16 protein-coding genes and 1 pseudogene are annotated in these 16,811 nt (G+C 62.9%); 4 read left to right on the top strand and 13 right to left on the bottom strand.

The window, feature by feature from the left end:
- Positions 1-927: a LysR family transcriptional regulator gene (locus B5526_RS22445; RefSeq protein ID WP_079541728.1), complete on the top strand. Its 927-nt coding sequence runs from the start codon at positions 1-3 to the stop codon at positions 925-927.
- Here the strand turns inward: B5526_RS22445 and B5526_RS39080 are convergent.
- Together B5526_RS39080 and B5526_RS22440 are read right to left on the bottom strand one after the other, a co-directional pair.
- Positions 899-1,015: pseudogene (locus B5526_RS39080) on the bottom strand (Hsp33 family molecular chaperone HslO); the annotation flags it as partial. The gene B5526_RS22445 and the pseudogene B5526_RS39080 sit on opposite strands and share 29 nt — an antisense overlap.
- 50 nt (positions 1,016-1,065) lie before the next feature.
- Entirely contained in the window at positions 1,066-1,713 is a 648-nt protein-coding gene (locus B5526_RS22440; RefSeq protein WP_079541726.1) for a TetR/AcrR family transcriptional regulator, read from the bottom strand.
- Positions 1,714-1,883: 170 nt separating this feature from the next.
- On the opposite strand from B5526_RS22440, the gene B5526_RS22435 reads away from it, so the two are divergent.
- Positions 1,884-2,816 (top strand): crotonase/enoyl-CoA hydratase family protein, encoded by a 933-nt coding sequence (locus B5526_RS22435; RefSeq protein WP_154071388.1) that lies wholly within the window; start codon positions 1,884-1,886, stop codon positions 2,814-2,816.
- Between the two features lie 92 nt (positions 2,817-2,908).
- Complete coding sequence (locus B5526_RS22430; RefSeq protein WP_079541722.1) at positions 2,909-3,721, top strand: N-acyl homoserine lactonase family protein; 813 nt, start codon at positions 2,909-2,911, stop codon at positions 3,719-3,721.
- Positions 3,722-3,969: 248 nt separating this feature from the next.
- Here B5526_RS22430 and B5526_RS22425 read toward each other — a convergent pair whose 3' ends face one another.
- The 3 genes from B5526_RS22425 to B5526_RS22415 all read right to left on the bottom strand — a co-directional run bounded on the left by B5526_RS22425 (position 3,970) and on the right by B5526_RS22415 (position 7,333).
- Positions 3,970-4,977 (bottom strand): Hsp33 family molecular chaperone, encoded by a 1,008-nt coding sequence (locus B5526_RS22425; RefSeq protein ID WP_079541720.1) that lies wholly within the window; start codon positions 4,975-4,977, stop codon positions 3,970-3,972.
- 209 nt (positions 4,978-5,186) lie between these two features.
- Positions 5,187-6,125: an ornithine carbamoyltransferase gene (argF, locus tag B5526_RS22420; protein WP_079541718.1), complete on the bottom strand. Its 939-nt coding sequence runs from the start codon at positions 6,123-6,125 to the stop codon at positions 5,187-5,189.
- Complete coding sequence (locus tag B5526_RS22415; RefSeq protein ID WP_079541716.1) at positions 6,122-7,333, bottom strand: aspartate aminotransferase family protein; 1,212 nt, start codon at positions 7,331-7,333, stop codon at positions 6,122-6,124. Before B5526_RS22415 ends, argF begins: the two co-directional genes overlap by 4 nt.
- Positions 7,334-7,779: 446 nt before the next feature.
- Here B5526_RS22415 and B5526_RS22410 point away from each other — a divergent pair, with 446 nt between their 5' ends.
- A complete protein-coding gene (locus tag B5526_RS22410) occupies positions 7,780-8,289 on the top strand; it encodes a GcrA family cell cycle regulator (RefSeq protein ID WP_079541714.1) in 510 nt (169 codons plus the stop codon).
- A 223-nt stretch (positions 8,290-8,512) separates the two neighbouring features.
- Here B5526_RS22410 and phoB read toward each other — a convergent pair whose 3' ends face one another.
- The 8 genes from phoB to B5526_RS22370 all read right to left on the bottom strand — a co-directional run bounded on the left by phoB (position 8,513) and on the right by B5526_RS22370 (position 16,501).
- Entirely contained in the window at positions 8,513-9,217 is a 705-nt protein-coding gene (gene phoB, locus B5526_RS22405) for a phosphate regulon transcriptional regulator PhoB (RefSeq protein WP_079541711.1), read from the bottom strand.
- A gap of 177 nt (positions 9,218-9,394) precedes the next feature.
- Positions 9,395-10,111 carry a phosphate signaling complex protein PhoU gene (gene phoU / locus B5526_RS22400; RefSeq protein ID WP_079541709.1) on the bottom strand — a complete coding sequence of 239 codons (717 nt, stop codon included), beginning with the start codon at positions 10,109-10,111 and terminating at the stop codon, positions 9,395-9,397.
- Between the two features lie 10 nt (positions 10,112-10,121).
- Positions 10,122-10,943 (bottom strand): phosphate ABC transporter ATP-binding protein PstB, encoded by an 822-nt coding sequence (gene pstB, locus B5526_RS22395; RefSeq protein WP_079541707.1) that lies wholly within the window; start codon positions 10,941-10,943, stop codon positions 10,122-10,124.
- Entirely contained in the window at positions 10,940-11,785 is an 846-nt protein-coding gene (pstA, locus tag B5526_RS22390) for a phosphate ABC transporter permease PstA (protein ID WP_079541705.1), read from the bottom strand. Before pstA ends, pstB begins: the two co-directional genes overlap by 4 nt.
- Before the next feature lie 4 nt (positions 11,786-11,789).
- Positions 11,790-12,779 carry a phosphate ABC transporter permease subunit PstC gene (gene pstC, locus B5526_RS22385; protein WP_079541703.1) on the bottom strand — a complete coding sequence of 330 codons (990 nt, stop codon included), beginning with the start codon at positions 12,777-12,779 and terminating at the stop codon, positions 11,790-11,792.
- 175 nt (positions 12,780-12,954) lie between these two features.
- Entirely contained in the window at positions 12,955-13,965 is a 1,011-nt protein-coding gene (gene pstS, locus B5526_RS22380) for a phosphate ABC transporter substrate-binding protein PstS (RefSeq protein ID WP_079541701.1), read from the bottom strand.
- A gap of 142 nt (positions 13,966-14,107) precedes the next feature.
- Positions 14,108-15,409 carry an ATP-binding protein gene (locus tag B5526_RS22375; RefSeq protein ID WP_079541699.1) on the bottom strand — a complete coding sequence of 434 codons (1,302 nt, stop codon included), beginning with the start codon at positions 15,407-15,409 and terminating at the stop codon, positions 14,108-14,110.
- 36 nt (positions 15,410-15,445) lie between these two features.
- Entirely contained in the window at positions 15,446-16,501 is a 1,056-nt protein-coding gene (locus B5526_RS22370; RefSeq protein WP_079541697.1) for a lysylphosphatidylglycerol synthase domain-containing protein, read from the bottom strand.
- Positions 16,502-16,811 lie beyond the last annotated feature (310 nt).

The raw sequence follows: 16,811 nt of genomic DNA, 5'->3' as shown, positions 1-16,811 counted from the left end.
ATGGACAGACTAGCGGCATTGGAAATCTTCGTGCGCGTCGTCGATACCGGCTCGTTCTCGGCGGTGGCTCGGCATCAACGTATCGGACAGCCGGCCGTGTCGAAGGCTGTTGTCCAGCTTGAGGAATGGCTGGGAGTTAGCTTGCTGATGCGTTCGACGCGCAGTGTGCTCCCGACCGAGGCCGGCCGGATTTTTTATGAGCGTGCGAAGCGGATGATCGAGGAGGCCGACGAGGCGGTGGTGGCGGCGCGAGCGAGCGCGTCCGGCCTCTCAGGCAAGCTTCGGGTGTCGACATCGGTTTTCTTTGGACGGCTCCATGTGATTCCTCAATTGTCGGCGTTTCTAGCCGAACACCCTGATCTCGATGTTGAGCTTGTTCTCGACGACCGGGTCGTGGATCTCGTCAATGAGGGTATCGATGTTGCGCTCCGAATCGGGCCGATGCCGGATTCGAACATGACCGCGCGCCGGATAGCCGAGGGCCGCCGTGTCGTGGTGGCCACGCCTGCGTATCTTCAGCGCCATGGAACCCCCATGTCCCCCGGCGAACTGATCAGCCATCAGACGGTCATTTACACAGGCGGCGGTGGAGATGAAGCCTGGACGTTTCGGAAGGGCACTGAGGAGGTGTCGGTGGCTCTCCAAGGGCGGTTGAAAGTGACCGCGGCAGAAGGCCTGCGGCAGGCGGTGAATTGTGACATGGGAATAGGGGTATGTTCGGAGTGGGCGTTCTCGCCCGAGCTGCGATCCGGAAAGCTTGTGGCGATTCTGGAAGACTGGGCCTTGCCGCCGACCAATCTGGCCGCAGTCTATCCGACGGGCCGCCTCGCCAGCACCAAGGCGCGTGCATTCGTCTCGTTCGTCGAGCGGTTCATGGCAGATTGCAGCCTGAAAGCCCCTATTCCACTCCCGCTTCCTGCGGCGTAAACTCATATACCGACCAGCAGAACTCGCAGGTCACGACCACCTTGCCGTCTTTCACCATGTCGGCGCGGTCGGCGGGTGCGAAGCCGGCCCGTCCAGTCCTGCTCGCAAAAAATGTACCGCTTCGCGATTTGCACGGCATCATCGACGGTCGGACGCCGGAATCCCATATAGCTTGAGAAATGCTTCCGTCGCGCCTCGCGCTCTGCGGTCGATCTCGGCGGGTTTGGGCACACCGACGGCGCCCAAGAGCCGGCTTAACATCAGATCGCCCCATAGCATCGCGAAGAATTGCTCCATCATTTGCGGCGGATCGCCGGGTCCCAGAATTCCGTTCGCCTGCGCCTTGGCAATCAGGTCGGCCACCGCGCCACGATTGCCCGACCGGCTGGCATTGAGGGTTTCGGCCGCCTCGGGTGAATGTTCGGCCTCGGCGACCGCTAGCCGATAGATGGCGGTGACGGCCGGATCGTTGACTTCCCGAAGCACGGTCTGTCCCAGCATCGTCAGCGTGGCGCCAAGCATTTTGCGGTCGCGCGGCACGGGCAGGTCCGGCGGCAATCGCATCCGTGCGGCCCGGTTCGCGATGCATGCCAGCAGCACCGTCTGCTTGTTGGAAAAGCTCGCATAGAGATCGCGCTTCGACACTTTGGCTCGTGTCGCGATCTCTAGCATGGTGGTGTTGCCGTAACCGTGCTCCATGAATGCCGCGAACGCGGCACCGATGATGCGATCGCAAATCGGCGTCTCGGTGGGAGGGCCGGGCTCAGCGGGCGCATTTTTTTTCATCGGCACAAAAGGACCCTTGCATGGTACGAAGCCGTACCTTATATCCAGGCAGACTGGTACCACATCGTACCGAAAGTTTGCATCGGCGTCCGCGCCAATGTCCAGACCCATTTTGCGGCCTGGCGGTGGAAAAACCGCCGCGGGCGGTGCAATTTCGAGGAGCAATCGCGATGGCAACTTCCGGCAAGCCTGAAACAGATATCGCCCGCCGCGACGTTCTCACCCTTTTCGGAACGGCCGCCGCCGGATTGGCCGCGCCGGGCCCTGCGGTTGCCCAATCGGGGGCGCCGGCAAACGGCCCGGCGCCGGTACTACCGCAAGGCAAGAGCACCATCAGCCTCGATCGTCTGCCCACCGGCGTGCTGCTGATCGGTATCGATCGGGTGGAGGCGCAGAACCGTATCGATATTCCGACATTCAACGCCTTGGGCCAGGCGTATTACGAGTTCGAGCACGACAATGATCTTCGTGTCGCCGTGCTCCACGGCAAGGGACCGGATTTTTCGCAAGGCCTCGACCTTCAATCCTGGGGCGCCGGCTTGCGTGCGGGACCGTTTCAGGCTCCGCCGAATTTCATCGACCCGGTCGGTACCGCCGGGCCGGAGCGCTCCAAGCCGCTCATCGTCGCCGTGCAAGGGCGTGTCACGCGGGTCGCTCACGAAATCTTCCTGGCAGCCGACATAAGGATCGCGGCACAAGATTCCGTTTTCAACCAGGGAGAAGCGGTCGCCGCATCGTTTCCGGGTGGCGGCGCAACCATTCGCTTCGTTCGCGAAGCCGGATGGGGAAATGCGATGCGCTACATGCTGACCGGCCAGGACTGGCACGCCGACGACGCCTATCGCATGGGGCTCGTGCAGGAGGTGACCGCGCCGGATAAGCAGCTCGATCGGGCCGTCGAATTTGCAAGGCAGGTTGCCGCCGCCGCTCCGCTCGGGGTGCACGCCCTGCTTGTGTCGGCTCGCCGCGCGCTCAGCGAGGGCGAAAGGCTGGCGCTGGCGACATTGCAACCGGAATTCGCGCGCCTGCTGCGAAGCGAGGATCGTCAGGAATATCTCCGCTCGCTTCGCGAAAACCGTGCCCCCGTCTACGTCGGGCGATAGCGATGTCTGCGGACGCTCGGCTCGCCGCGGCCTGCTTTCGCTGGCATGGTTCGAGGAATTCTTCGGGCATTTCTCCGACTGCGGAGGTAACCATGCGAACGGTGTTTTGGGCCTTGAATCTGATCTTGGTCGTGCTCGCCACGAGCGCCAGGGCGGGCGAAGTCGACCGGCTTTATGTCATCGATTGCGGCTGGGCGCACGCAGCCGACCAGTCGCTTTGGTCGCCCGGCGTCAATGTCGGCGTGCCGATTGATTTCTCCGATAACTGCTATCTCATTCACCACAATACCGAGGGTTATTTGCTTTGGGATACCGGGATCACCGACCGCCTCGTGGCGGTTCCGGATGGCATAAACGTCCCGGCGCTCAGCCAGACCTGGCACCGCAGCCAAACCCTGGCGGCGGCGCTCGCAACGCTCGGCGTTAAGCCCGCCGATGTGCGCTATCTCGCGATCTCGCATGTCCATCCCGATCATGTCGGCAATGTCGAGGAATTTCCCGACGCTATCCTGATCATGCAGAAGGCGGAATGGGAATATGGACAAAAGCTGCCGCTGAAGCCCTTCAGCCCCAAGAACAAGCTGGAGCTGATCGAGGGCGACAAGGATCTGTTCGGCGACGGCAGCCTGACGATGCTATCGACGCCCGGCCACACGCCGGGACACCAATCCCTGCTGGTCCGCCTCAAAAAGACCGGCGATGTCGTGCTGTCGGGCGACGCTGTGCATTTCCAGTCCAACTGGGATGACCGCCGCGTTCCCGGCTTCAACGCTGACAAGGCGCAGTCGACAGCCTCAATGGAAAAGCTCGCGCATGTCCTCGCCAACAAGCACGCACAGCTCTGGATCAATCACGACAAGCCTTCCAGCGACGCGCGCCGCCATGCGCCGGAATTTTACGACTAGAGCGCGATGACTTTTCTTCGAATCGTCATCCCGCTCTATCTTTTTGATTGAGCATGATCTCCGCGCAAACGCCCTTGGCGTTTGTCGCGAGGGAAAACCGGTGTCCACTTTTCCGGATCATGCTCTAGCGGCGCATATTCGACTCGTCATCGCCGGGCTTGACCGGCGATATCTCTGCTTCGAAAAAAGCTTGCCATGAAGATTGATGGATTGCCGGGTCAAGCCCGGCAATGACCGCGTGCGGCGCCCTACTCCACGCCCGCCTCATCCGGGGTGAACTCATACACCGACGAGCAGAACTCGCAGGTCACGACCACCTTGCCGTCTTTCACCATGTCGGCGCGATCACCCGGCGCAAAACTTGCGAGCATTGCGGCGACGGCCTCGCGCGAGCACGAGCATTGCGCGCGCAACGGCAGCGGCGCGAAGACGCGGACGCCGCGTTCGTGGAACAGCCGATAGAGCAGCCGCTCGCCCGACAAATCCGGATCGATCAGTTCGATATCCTGGACGGTAGAGATCAGCGACTGGCCTTCGACCCAGGCGTCGTCTTCCTCGATTGTGTGGGTGACGCTGCCTTCCGGCGCGTCGCCGGGATGCAGATCGGCCTGCCGCGCGCGCTCCGGCGCTTTCGGCAAAAATTGCAGCAGCATGCCGCCGGCGCGCCAGCGATGCCTTGGACCGCTGCCTTCACCGCCGCGCCATTCCTCGCCGACCGCAAGCCGCACCCTTGTGGGAATCTGCTCCGAGCGCAGAAAATATTCATGCGCGGCGTCTTCGAGCGAGCCGCCCTCGAGCGCCACCAGTCCCTGATAGCGGCTCATGTCCGGCCCCTGATCGATGGTCATGGCGAGATGGCCCTTGCCCAATAGCGCACCGGAATCGAGGCCCTCCCTGAGCCGGGTCGCATCGAAGCGCGCATAGGCGCGCAAGCGGTCCGGCGCCTGAAAATCCACGATCAGGAACGATACCGGGCCGTCGGTCTGGGTCTGCAGAATAAAACGGCCGTCGAATTTCAGGGACGAGCCGAGCAGTGTCGTAAGCACGATGGCTTCGCCAAGCAATTTACCGACCGCAGGCGGATAATCGTGCTTGGTCAAGACATCGTCGAGTGCGGGGCCGAGCCGGGTCAGGCGGCCGCGCAGATCGAGCGCCGCGACCTCGAACGGCAGCACCGCATCGTCGACCGGAACCGCCGACGGCGCGCGGATCGGGGTTTGGAGCGAGATTTTCATGTCGGGGGATTGTGCAGTCATGGCGCTTTATCTGGGGTCGGCGGAGGTGAATCGAAAGGGGGTTACGAGGTGCGAGAATATCTCCACGAGCCGTCCCTGTGAAAGCAGGGACCCATAACCACAAATGGCTGTTGTTGCATCGAGCTGCGGCTCCAGCTTTTGCAAATACGCACGGCGGTGGTTATGGGTCCCCGCTTTCGCGGGGACGACGATAGAATTTTGACTAACCGCTACGCCACCGCGTCAAAGCACCAGGCCAAAATGCCCTTTTGCGCGTGCAGGCGATTTTCGGCCTCGTCGAACACCACCGATTGCGGGCCGTCGATCACCTCGTCGGTGACTTCGTCGCCGCGATGGGCAGGCAGGCAATGCATGAACAGCGCATCGGGTCTTGCCAGCGACATCAGCTTGGCGTTGACCTGATAGGGTTTCAGCAAATTATGGCGATGCTCGCCGTCCTTGTCGCCCATCGAAAACCAGGTGTCGGTGACGACGCAATCGGCGCCGCGGACGGCGGATTCCGGATCGTTGCCGAGCACGATCGGGGCTTGAGTGGCCTTGATCCAGTCCTTCATCGCCTTGTTCGGCGCAAGCTGCGGCGGGGTCGCGACGTTCAGGGTGAACTTGAAGCGCTCCGCGGCGTGCGCCCATGACGCCAGCACATTGTTGTCGTCGCCGCTCCACGCCACGGTGCGGCCCGTAATCGGCCCGCGATGCTCCTCGAACGTCATCAGGTCGGCCATCACCTGGCAGGGATGCGAACGCCGCGTCAGCCCGTTGATGACGGGCACGGTGGCGTGCGCGGCAAGCTCCAACAGCGCATCATGGTTGAGGATGCGGATCATGATGGCATCCACGTAACGCGACAAGACCCGCGCGGTGTCGGCGATGGTCTCGCCGCGGCCGAGCTGCATCTCCGCGCCCGTCAGCATGATCGATTCACCGCCGAGCTGGCGCATGCCGACGTCGAACGACACCCGCGTCCGGGTCGAGGGCTTTTCGAAGATCATCGCCAGCGTCTTGCCTTCGAGCGGCTTCTTGGTCTTCGCGCCACCGTTTTTTTGCGCCTTCAGCTTCGCCTTCATGGCGAGGCTTAACTCGAGCATGTTGCGCAATTCCTTGGTCGGAATCTCGTTGAGATCGAGAAAGTGCCGCAGCGCCTTGCTCATTGCCCCGCCGCCTGCTTCAACCGACTGTCGGCAAATTTGGCGCAGGCGTGCTCGAGACATGCCACCGATTCCTCGATCTCCGCCTCGGTGACGATCAAGGGCGGCAGGAACCGCACCACGTTCTCGCCGGCGCCGACCGTGAGCAGCTTTTGCTCGCGCAGCGCGGCCACCAGATCGGTGGACGGCACCACCGCCTTCAGCCCGATCAACAGGCCCTCGCCGCGCACTTCACTGAGCACGCCCGGATAGCGGTCGACCACGGAGGCCAGCTTCTGCTTGAGCAGGAGCGACATCTTCTGCACGTGATCGAAGAAGCCGGGCTTCAGCATCACGTCGAGCACCGCATTGGCGGCGGCGACCGCGAGCGGATTGCCGCCGAAGGTCGAGCCGTGCGAGCCCGGCGTCATGCCGGAGGCGGCTTCCGCGGTCGCAAGACACGCGCCGATCGGAAAGCCGCCGCCGAGCGCCTTTGCCAATGACATCACGTCCGGCGTTACGCCGATGCGCTTATAGGCAAACAGATCGCCGGTGCGGCCTACGCCGGTCTGTACCTCGTCAAACACCAGCAGCAGGCCATTGTCGTCGCAGAGCTGGCGCAACGCCTTGAAGAAGGCGTGCGGCGCGGCGCGCACGCCGCCTTCGCCCTGCAGCGGCTCGATCAAGATGCCCGCGGTGTGCGGACCGGTCGCCTTCTTCACCGCGTCGAGATCGCCGAGCGTCACCTGATCGAAGCCGTCCATCGGCGGCCCAAAGCCCTCGAGATATTTCGGCGAGCCGGTCGCGGCCAATGTCGCCAGCGTCCGTCCGTGAAACGCTGAGTCGAAGGTGATGATGCGATAGCGCTCGGGATGGCCTTTGGCGGCGTGAAATTTGCGCGTGACCTTGATCGCGCACTCCATCGCCTCCGCGCCGGAATTGGCGAAGAACACGAAATCCGCAAAGCTCTGTTCGCACAGCCGCGCGGCGAGCCGCTCGCCGTCCGGGCTCTTGAACAGGTTCGACATGTGCCAGAGTTTTGTCGCCTGCTCCTGGAGTGCTGCGACCAGATGCGGGTGGCAATGGCCGAGCGCGTTGACCGCGACGCCGCTCGTGAAATCGAGATAGCGCTCGCCATTGGTGGCGGTCAGCCAACACCCTTCGCCGCGCTCGAAACCGAGATCGGCCCTGGCGAAAACGGGAAGCAGATGCGACGTGGCGCTCTGGGTCATGGCAATCACTTGAAAGTTAGGCCCGGCCGCGGTGCGCGCATTGGCGCGATCGCATCGACCGCCAGACGGAAAACAAAACGTGCCGCCTTTTCGGGGCGGCACGTGGCAAGCATTCTATGCCCGCGGCGAACTGTGTCAACCGGTCGCCCCCGTATTCTTCCGGTGTCGCGGAAAGGGCGCATTGCAATGCTTAGCTGACGGAACATGTGGACGCACCCACGCGGACTCTTGCGCCGGAGTCACGCCATATTGTAGCTTCTGGGACGTCGGGTACGACATCTCGTGCGGCAGTTCTGATCCTAAGTCCTAAGTGTTCGGCGTACACGTTCGGGCGCGCTTTCCGCGCCCGGCGAGGGCTAAGGGATTCTGCCGGCTGGGATTTTTGACAGATTGGCACCGCAGCGCTGCCCCAAGATCGGCCGGCGCGACGCGAAGGAAAGAGTGCGATGACGGTATTGACCTGGTCTGACGATCGCGTCGAGCAACTGAAGAAACTCTGGGAGTCCGGGCTTTCGGCCAGCCAGATTGCCGCCGAGCTTGGAAATGTGACGCGCAATGCCGTGATCGGCAAAGTGCACCGGCTGGGGCTTTCCGGCCGCGCCAAGAGCCCCGCCTCGGCGGCGCCGCGTCCGCGCAAAGCCCGCCCCGCCCAGCACATGATGCGGGTAGCGCGTCCGGTCTCGCGCGGCAACACGGCGCTGGCGCATGCGTTCGAGGTCGAGCTCGAGGCCGATCCGATCGCCTTCGACAACGTGGTGCCGATCAGCCAGCGGCTGTCGCTGCTGGAATTGAACGAGGCCACCTGCCACTGGCCGATCGGCGACCCGGCCAGCGCGGAATTCTTCTTCTGCGGCGGCAAGGCGCTCTCGAGCCTGCCCTATTGCGCGCACCACTCGCGGATCGCCTATCAGCCGGCAGGCGACCGCCGCCGCCAGCCGCCGAAGCCGGCGCGGTAAAGGGCGCGTGCAGACAACGCGCTAAGTCTGCTCCCTCGCCCCGCCCTTGCGGGGAGAGGGTTGGGGTGAGGGGCTCTATCGTCGTCTTCGAACGTTCGTGATGAATGAAGCGCCGTGCCTCGCCCCTCACCCGAAATTCCCGCTCCGCGCGAATTTCGACCTCTCCCCGTAAAGAACGGGGAGAGGTAAGGAAGTCGCCGCTGGCGACAGCATGCGAGGCCGCTTACTCCGCCGCTTTCGCGAACCGGTCATCCAGCGCGTAGCCGGCGCCGCGGACGGTGCGGATCGGGTCCTGCTCGCGGCCGGGGTTGAGCAGTTTGCGCAAGCGCCCGATATGCACGTCGACGGTGCGCTCGTCGATATAGATGTCGCGGCCCCAGACTGAATCGAGCAATTGCTCGCGGCTGAACACCCTCCCCGGATGCTCGAGGAAGAATTCCAGGAGGCGATACTCGGTCGGGCCGAGATCGATCGGCCGGCCCGAGCGGGCGACGCGGCGTTTCTCGCGGTCGAGCTCGATGTCGCCGTAACTTAACACGGTGGCGAGCCGTTCGGGGCTGGCGCGGCGCAACAGGCCCTTCACCCGCGCCAATAATTCCGGCACCGAAAACGGCTTGACGATGTAATCGTCGGCGCCGGTGGCAAGCCCCCGGACCCGTTCGCTTTCCTCCCCGCGCGCGGTCAGCATGATGATCGGCAGCGACCGCGTCTCCGGCCGCGCCCGCAAGCGGCGGCACAATTCGATGCCGGACAGGCCCGGCAGCATCCAATCGAGCACGATCAGGTCGGGAACGCGTTCCTTCAGCCTGGTGTCGGCATCGTCGCCACGGCCGACTGTCTCTACATCATAGCCTTCGGCGTCGAGGTTGTAACGCAACAGCGTGGTCAGAGCTTCCTCGTCTTCCACCACCAGAATGCGCGCGCTCATTATGCCCAGCCTTCTCTTTTGTTTGACGCGTTTTGTTCACGTGCTCAAAAAACGCTTCGTTTGGTTTGACGCGTTTTCTTCACGCTAACCAGATGCACTTCGCTCGAAAACGCTACTCTTGGTTTGACGCGTTTTCTTCACGCGAACCGGATCTAGTTCGCTCGAAAACGCTGCGTTCTAATTTCCAGGTACTGTCGTGGCAAAGGTCGTCATGTCGCCCTTCGGGCGCTTGTCGAGGATCTGCTGACCCTCGATCATGTAGAACACGGTTTCCGCGATATTGGTGGCGTGATCGCCGATCCGCTCGATGTTCTTGGCGCAGAACATCAGATGGATGCAGAACGAGATGTTGCGCGGATCTTCCATCATGTAGGTCAGGAGCTCGCGGAACAGCGAGGTGCAGATGGCGTCGACTTCCTCGTCGCCCTTCCACACCGACATCGCCGCGGGCAGATCGTGCGCCGCATAGGCGTCGAGCACGGATTTGACCTGCGACTGCACCAGGTCGGTCATGTGCTCGAGCCCGCGGATCAGTTTGAGCGGCTGGAAATCGCTCTCCAGCGCGGCGACCCGCTTGCCCATGTTCTTGGCGAGGTCGCCGATCCGCTCGAGATCGGTCGCGACCCGCATCGCGCCGACGATCTCGCGCAAATCGACCGCCATCGGCTGGCGCCGCGCGATCGTCAGTACCGCGCGTTCCTCGATCACCCGCTGCAGGTTGTCGATTTCGGCGTCGGCGGCGACGACGCGTTGGCCGAGCGCGACGTCGCGGCGGATCAGCGCATCGACGGATTCGACGATCATGCGCTCGGCAAGTCCGCCCATCTCCGCGACCAGCCGGGTCAATTCCTGCAGGTCGCTGTCGAACGCCTTGGCGGTATGTTCAGAAGCCATATTGCTCTCCTCAGCCGAACCGGCCGGTGATGTAGTCCTGGGTGCGTCGATCGCTGGGCGAGGTGAAGATCTTGTTGGTCTCGTCGAACTCGATCAGCTCGCCGAGATACATGAACGCGGTCTTGTCGGAGACGCGCGCGGCCTGCTGCATGTTGTGGGTGACGATAGCGATCGTGTAATCTTCCGCCAGTTCCTGGATCAGTTCCTCGACCTTGGCGGTCGAGATCGGATCGAGCGCCGAGCAGGGCTCGTCGAACAGGATCACCTCGGGCCGCACCGCAACGGTGCGGGCGATGCAAAGCCGCTGCTGCTGGCCGCCGGACAGGCTTAAGCCCGAGGCGTTCAGCTTGTCCTTGACCTCGTTCCACAAAGCGCCGCCGCGCAGCGCCTTTTCGACCCGGCCATCCATCTCGGATTTTGATATTTTCTCGTAGAGGCGGATGCCGAAGGCGATGTTCTCATAGATCGTCATCGGAAACGGCGTCGGCTTCTGGAACACCATGCCGACGCGGGCGCGCAACAGATTGAGGTCGAGCTTGGAATCCAGGATATTGGTCTGGTCCAGCATCAACTGGCCGGTGGCGCGCTGGCCCGGATAGAGGTCGTACATCCGGTTGAAGATCCGCAGCAAGGTCGATTTGCCGCAGCCGGACGGTCCGATGAACGCGGTGACGCGATTGGCGCCGAGCGTCAGGTTGATGTTCTTCAGCGCGTGGTGCTCGCCGTAATAAAAGTTCAGGCCGCGCGCCGTCACCTTGGCCGGGGCCTCGGGCAACGCCACGGCCGGAACCGACCCACTCGCGGCACTCACTGATACAGACAGGTCATTCATTTTGGTGTCCTCTCGGCGCCAAGAATACGCGCGCCAATATTCAAGGCGAGTACGGTCAGGGTGATGAGCAGGGCCCCACTCCAGGCCAACTGCTTCCAGTACGCATAGGGGCTCTGCACGAAGTTGTTGATGGTCACCGGCAGGTTGGCCATCGTCTTGGTCAGGCTTAGGCTGAAGAACTGATTGGAGAGCGCGGTAAACAACAGCGGCGCGGTTTCGCCGGCGACGCGGGCGGTCGCCAGCAGCACGCCGGTGATCAGACCCGATCGGGCGGCACGATAAGCGATCCGCTTGATCACGAGCGAGCGCGGCAGCCCAAGCGCGGAGGCCGCTTCGCGCAGCGGATTGGGCACCAGCAGCAGCATGTCCTCGGTGGTCCGCAGCACCACGGGAATGACGATCACGGCGAGCGCCAGCGAGCCGGCCAAGGCCGAGAACCCGCCCATCGGCACCACCACCGCGCCATAGATGAACAGGCCGATGATGATCGACGGCGCGCTCAGGAGAATGTCGTTGATGAAGCGGATCACCGAAGTCAGGCGGTCGTTGCGGCCGTATTCGGCGAGATAAGTGCCGGCGAACAGGCCGAGCGGCGCGCCGATGCCGACCCCGATCACCGTCATGATGATGGAGCCTGTGATGGCGTTCAGGAGCCCGCCTTCGGTGGAGCCCGGCGGCGGGGTATTCTCGGTGAACAACTGAACGCTCAGCCCGGCGAAACCGTTGAACAACAGCGTGAACAGGATCAATGCCAGCCAGGTAACGCCGAACAGAGCGGCGCCGAAGCAAAGGGCTCGGATGACGATGTCGGTGCGGCGCCGGCGGACGTAAATCGGGTTCATGAGCTTAGTTCCCGGCTTTCGTTTCCAGATGCTGCAGCATCATCCGCGCCGCGGCCAGCACGAAGAACGTCAACACGAACAACAACAGGCCGAGCAGGATCAGGCCGGATTGATGCAGGCCGTCGCTTTCGGCAAACTCGGATGCGATCGCCGCCGAGATCGTGGTGCCCGGCGCGAAGATCGACGAGGAGATGCGGAAGGAATTGCCGATGATGAAGGTCACCGCCATGGTCTCGCCGAGCGCGCGGCCGAGCGCCAGCATGACGCCGCCGATGACGCCGACGCGGGTGTAGGGAATGACCACGTTGCGGACGACTTCCCAGGTGGTGCAGCCGACGCCGTAGGCGGCCTCTTTGAGAACCGGCGGCACGGTCTTGAACACGTCGACCGAGATCGCGGTGATGAACGGCAGCACCATGATCGCGAGAATCAGCGCTGCGTTGAACAGGCTGAGGTAGGACGGGGGGCCTGCGAAAATCGATCCCAGGATGGGGATGCCGTCGAACACCTTAATCATGAACGGCTGGAACGTGTAGGCCAGGAACGGGCCGAGCACGAAGAAGCCCCACATGCCGTAGATGATCGATGGGATTCCGGCGAGCAGTTCGATCGCGATGCCGATCGGGCGGCGCAGCCATTGCGGGCAGAGCTCGGTCAGGAAGATCGCGATGCCGAGCCCGACCGGAATGGCGATCAGCATCGCGATGAACGAGGTCACCAGCGTGCCGTACATCGGGCCGAGCGCGCCGAGCACCGGAGGATCGGCCGACGGCGCCCAGCGCTGCGTCCACAGGAACGCGAAGCCATATTCCTTCATCGCCGGCCAGGCGCCGACGATCAAGGAGAGAATGATGCCGCCGAGGATGAGCAGCACCGAAATCGCACAGAGACGGGTAATCCAGTAAAAGGTGACGTCGCCGGCTTTGAAGGCGCCGAGCGCCTTGGCGCGATCGTAAGGCCCGGTGGCTTCGATTACATCGCTCTGAACGGCCATGTCTGCCACGCCAATCCCCTGTGACTTTCTACTTGTTCACTTGACCCGCCTTATGTCCCGGATCGGCGGTGCGCGCCAGCAACGCGCTTGCCGATCCGGGGGAATTTTTTAAAAGCTACGCGCGGGTCCCGGCTTCTCGCGGAGCAGCGGTGCACCGCACCGCGAGGCTTACCGGTCAGCTCTTGATATCGGACGACCAGGTCTTTTCGATCAGCTTGACCACCGGCTCCGGCATCGGAATGTAATCGAGTTCCTCGGCCATTTTGCCGCCGTTCATGAAAGCCCATTTGAAGAACTTCACGGCTTCGGCGGATGCGGCCTTATCAGCCGGGTCCTTGTGCATCAGGATGAAGGTCGATGCCGTGATCGGCCACGACTTTTCGCCCGGCTGATCGGTGAGGATCACGTAATAGCCGGGAGCCTTGGTCCAGTCGGCGTTCGAAGCCGCCGCCTGGAACGCCTCGACCGTGGGCTGCACCGTCTTGCCGGCCTTGTTCACCATCGCCGTATAGGTCAGCTTGTTCTGCTTGGCGTAGGCGTACTCGACGTAACCGATCGAGTTCTTGGTCTGACCGATGTTGCCGGAGACGCCTTCGTTGCCCTTGGCGCCGACGCCGGCCGGCCATTCAACCGCGGTGCCGGAACCGACCTTGGACTTCCAGTCGGCGCTCACCTTGGAGAGATAGTCGGTGAAGTTGAAGGTCGTGCCCGACCCGTCGGAGCGGCGCACCACCGTGATCGCCTCGCTCGGCAGCTTCACATTCGGATTGAGCTTCTTGATCGCCGGATCGTCCCATTTGGTGATCTTGCCGAGATAGATGTTGGCGAGCGTATCGCCGTCGAACACCATTTCGCCGGGCTTCACGCCCTCGAGATTGACCACAGGAACGATCGCGCCCATCACCATCGGCCACTGTACCAGGCCATCCTTGTCGAGCTGCTCGACCTTGAGCGGCATGTCGGTCGCGCCGAACGTCACGGTCTTGGCTTCGATCTGCTTGATGCCGCCGCCGGAACCGATCGACTGATAGTTCAGACCGTTACCGGTTTCCTTCTTGTAGGCATCGGCCCATTTCGAATAGATCGGGAACGGGAACGTCGCGCCCGCTCCGGTGATGTCGGCGGCGAAGGCCGACGTCGATGCGGCGACCAGGCCGGCAGCGACGATAGCTTTCATGAGATTCATTGCTGGTCTCCATCTGATGAGCGAAGCGCTATGGCGCGCCCGAATGCGCTCACGCCGGTCCGTTTAAGAGCGGTCAATGCCGCTTTTACGAAGGTTTGATGACGACTGGATGACAGGCCTAAGCAATTGGAATAACTAGACTTTAGGCTACAACCGCGGTTTTTGGCTGGGGAAAACAGGCGGTAAAAGTAGCGCCGTTTTTGGGCACGCTTTCGATCAAAAGACGGCCGCGATGGCGGTTAAGAATATGTTTAACCAGCGATAATCCGAGCCCGGTTCCACCCTGCGCGCGGCTGTCGCCGACATCGACCCGATAGAACCGCTCGGTCAGCCGCGGCAGATGTTCCGGCGCAATCCCGGGACCGAAATCGCGTACCAGGACGCGGATTTCGGGGGCGCCTTCGCCGGAGGCCGCCGCGACCAGCGAGACGATCACCTTGCCGCCGGAGGCGCCGTATTTCAGCGCGTTCTCGATCAGGTTTTCGAACAGCCGCAGCAATTCCTCGCGGTCGCCGGCGATCGGCGCCGGCGTATCCGGCAGATCGATATCGACCGTGACCTGGCGTTCCCGCGCTAAGGGCTCCAGCCCGTCGGCGACCTGGCGGATGATCGGGACGATATCGACCAGCGTATCGGGGCGGACATGGGCCGACAATTCGACCCGCGACAGCGACAACAGATCGTCGATCAGCCGCGCCATCCGCGTCGCCTGGGTGTGCATGATGCCGAGAAAGCGCTCGCGCGCCCGCGCATCGTCCTTGGCCGGGCCCTGCAGCGTATCGATGAAACCCGACAGCGCCGCCAGGGGCGTGCGCAATTCATGGCTGGCATTGGCGACGAAGTCGGCGCGCATTTCCTCGACCCGGCGCAGCGGCGTCTGATCGTGGAACGTCATCAGCATGCATTTGTCGGTGCCGCCGAACACGGTCGGCACCGGCACCGGCGTGATGATCAATTCCATCCAGCGGTCGACCGGCACGTGATCGAGATAGGTGGCACGGCGGCTTTCCGTGGTCGCGATGGCTTCGCGCAGCGCCGTGATGATTTCGGGCGAGCGCAGCGCGAACTGGGCGAGTTCGTTCTTGCGCAGCGCCGGCGCAAGCTGGGCTGCGGCCGCATTGAGGTGGATGACGCGGCCGGCGCGGTCGAGCAGCACGGCCGGGTCCGGCATGCCGGCGACGACCGCGCTGACCGCTGCGGTTTCCACCGGGTTGACGCCGCGCACGTCTTCGCGGGAGGTGACCGCGTTGTGCAGCCGCCACGGCACCAGCGCCGCGGCGGCGATGCAGACGAAAACCGTGCCGGCGACGACCGGCGACAATTCGCCGAACGTGACCAGCACGGCGAGCGCGAGACCGGCCGCGAGCAGAATGATCGCCGAGTGCCGCAACCGGTCCGGCCACGGCGCAAAAAAGTAAGGCGAGGAAGAATCGTCAATTGCCATCGGGGCGACTCGCTTCCCGTTTCAAGGCCTCAATCGTCAGGCGCCGGTATCCCGACGCTCTCTCACATAGGCGGCTTCGTGTGCCGGCTGGGCATCGAGGCCTGGCGTCGCCTGACGCAGGCGCTTTATTCGCGCACCGAGTATAACCTCCCGAAACGTCAGCAAGATTACAGATATGACAAATGGCGCAAGATAATAGAGGACCCGAAACAGCAGCATCCCCGCCAGCAGGTCTTCCCGGTCCATCTGCCACAACCCGACCAGCATGGCGGCGTCGAACACCCCGAGCCCCCCGGGGGAGTGGCTGGCGAAGCCCAATAGCGTCGCCGAGACGAAGATGACGGCGACCACGACGAAGCCGAGATTGGGCTCATCCGGCACCAGCACATACATGGCGAGCGCGCAAAAGCCCAAATCGACGATGCCGATGACGATCTGCAACAGCGTCAGCGGACCGCCCGGCAGCACCACGGTCCACGGCCCGCGGCCGACCGCCCGCGGCTGCATCCAGACCCAGACCACATAGGCCACGAGGCCAACGATGATCGCAAAGGCCGCCATGCGGTTGAACCAGGGCGGCAGCTGGTCGATCGCGGCGGCGGCTTCCGGATGAAAGGCGATCCCCAGTCCGAGCACCGCGGCGTTGCCGAGCCAGAACGTCAGGCCGGCGAGGAAGCAGATCTTGGCGACATCGATCGCGTTCAGCCCCCACGCGGAATAGATGCGATAGCGCACCGCGCCGCCGGTAAAGACGCTGGCGCCGACATTGTGGCCGATCGAATAGCTGGTGAAGGCGGCGAGCGCGTTGACGCGGTAGGGAATATCGGCGCGGCCGATGGCGCGGACCGCGAACAGGTCGTAAAATGTGAGGGTAAAATAACCGGCGGCCACGAACAGCGCGGCGAGCACGATCTGATGGGGCTCGGTGCTCTTGATGGCCTCGATCACCTCATTGGCATTGATGTGGCGGAGCATGTGGTAAAGCACGTAGCACGCGATACCGATCACCGTGACGCTGATCACAACACCCAGCTTGTGCAGGATTTGCTTCTGGCGCAGCAACGAGATCGCCCTGCGTATTGCTTCCAGCATCTAGACCTCGAATTACGATCCCACGATTTCGGCGTCCCGGCGAACGTTACCGCCGCCGGCGCCACATCTGCTCCCCGGAGCGATGTGGTAGCGTGTTTTGCGCCGGAGTGGAATTCGCTTGGTGTGAATAAAACACGCTCCTTCAATATATTAGGCGGAATATTAGGCGGAGTTCGCGGTACCGGAATGCACAGTTTTGCTGCACTGCCCCGGAAGTGCGGAATCCCGCCGCTGCAACCCTGCGCACGCGGTGGTGAAGTTTTCGTGATATCGGACGCTCGAGGCTGGCGGGCACAATCCGAAAATCAGG

This window comes from Bradyrhizobium lablabi, from assembly GCF_900141755.1.
GTDB lineage: Bacteria > Pseudomonadota > Alphaproteobacteria > Rhizobiales > Xanthobacteraceae > Bradyrhizobium > Bradyrhizobium lablabi_A.
This window is presented reverse-complemented; position numbering and strand designations above follow the sequence as displayed.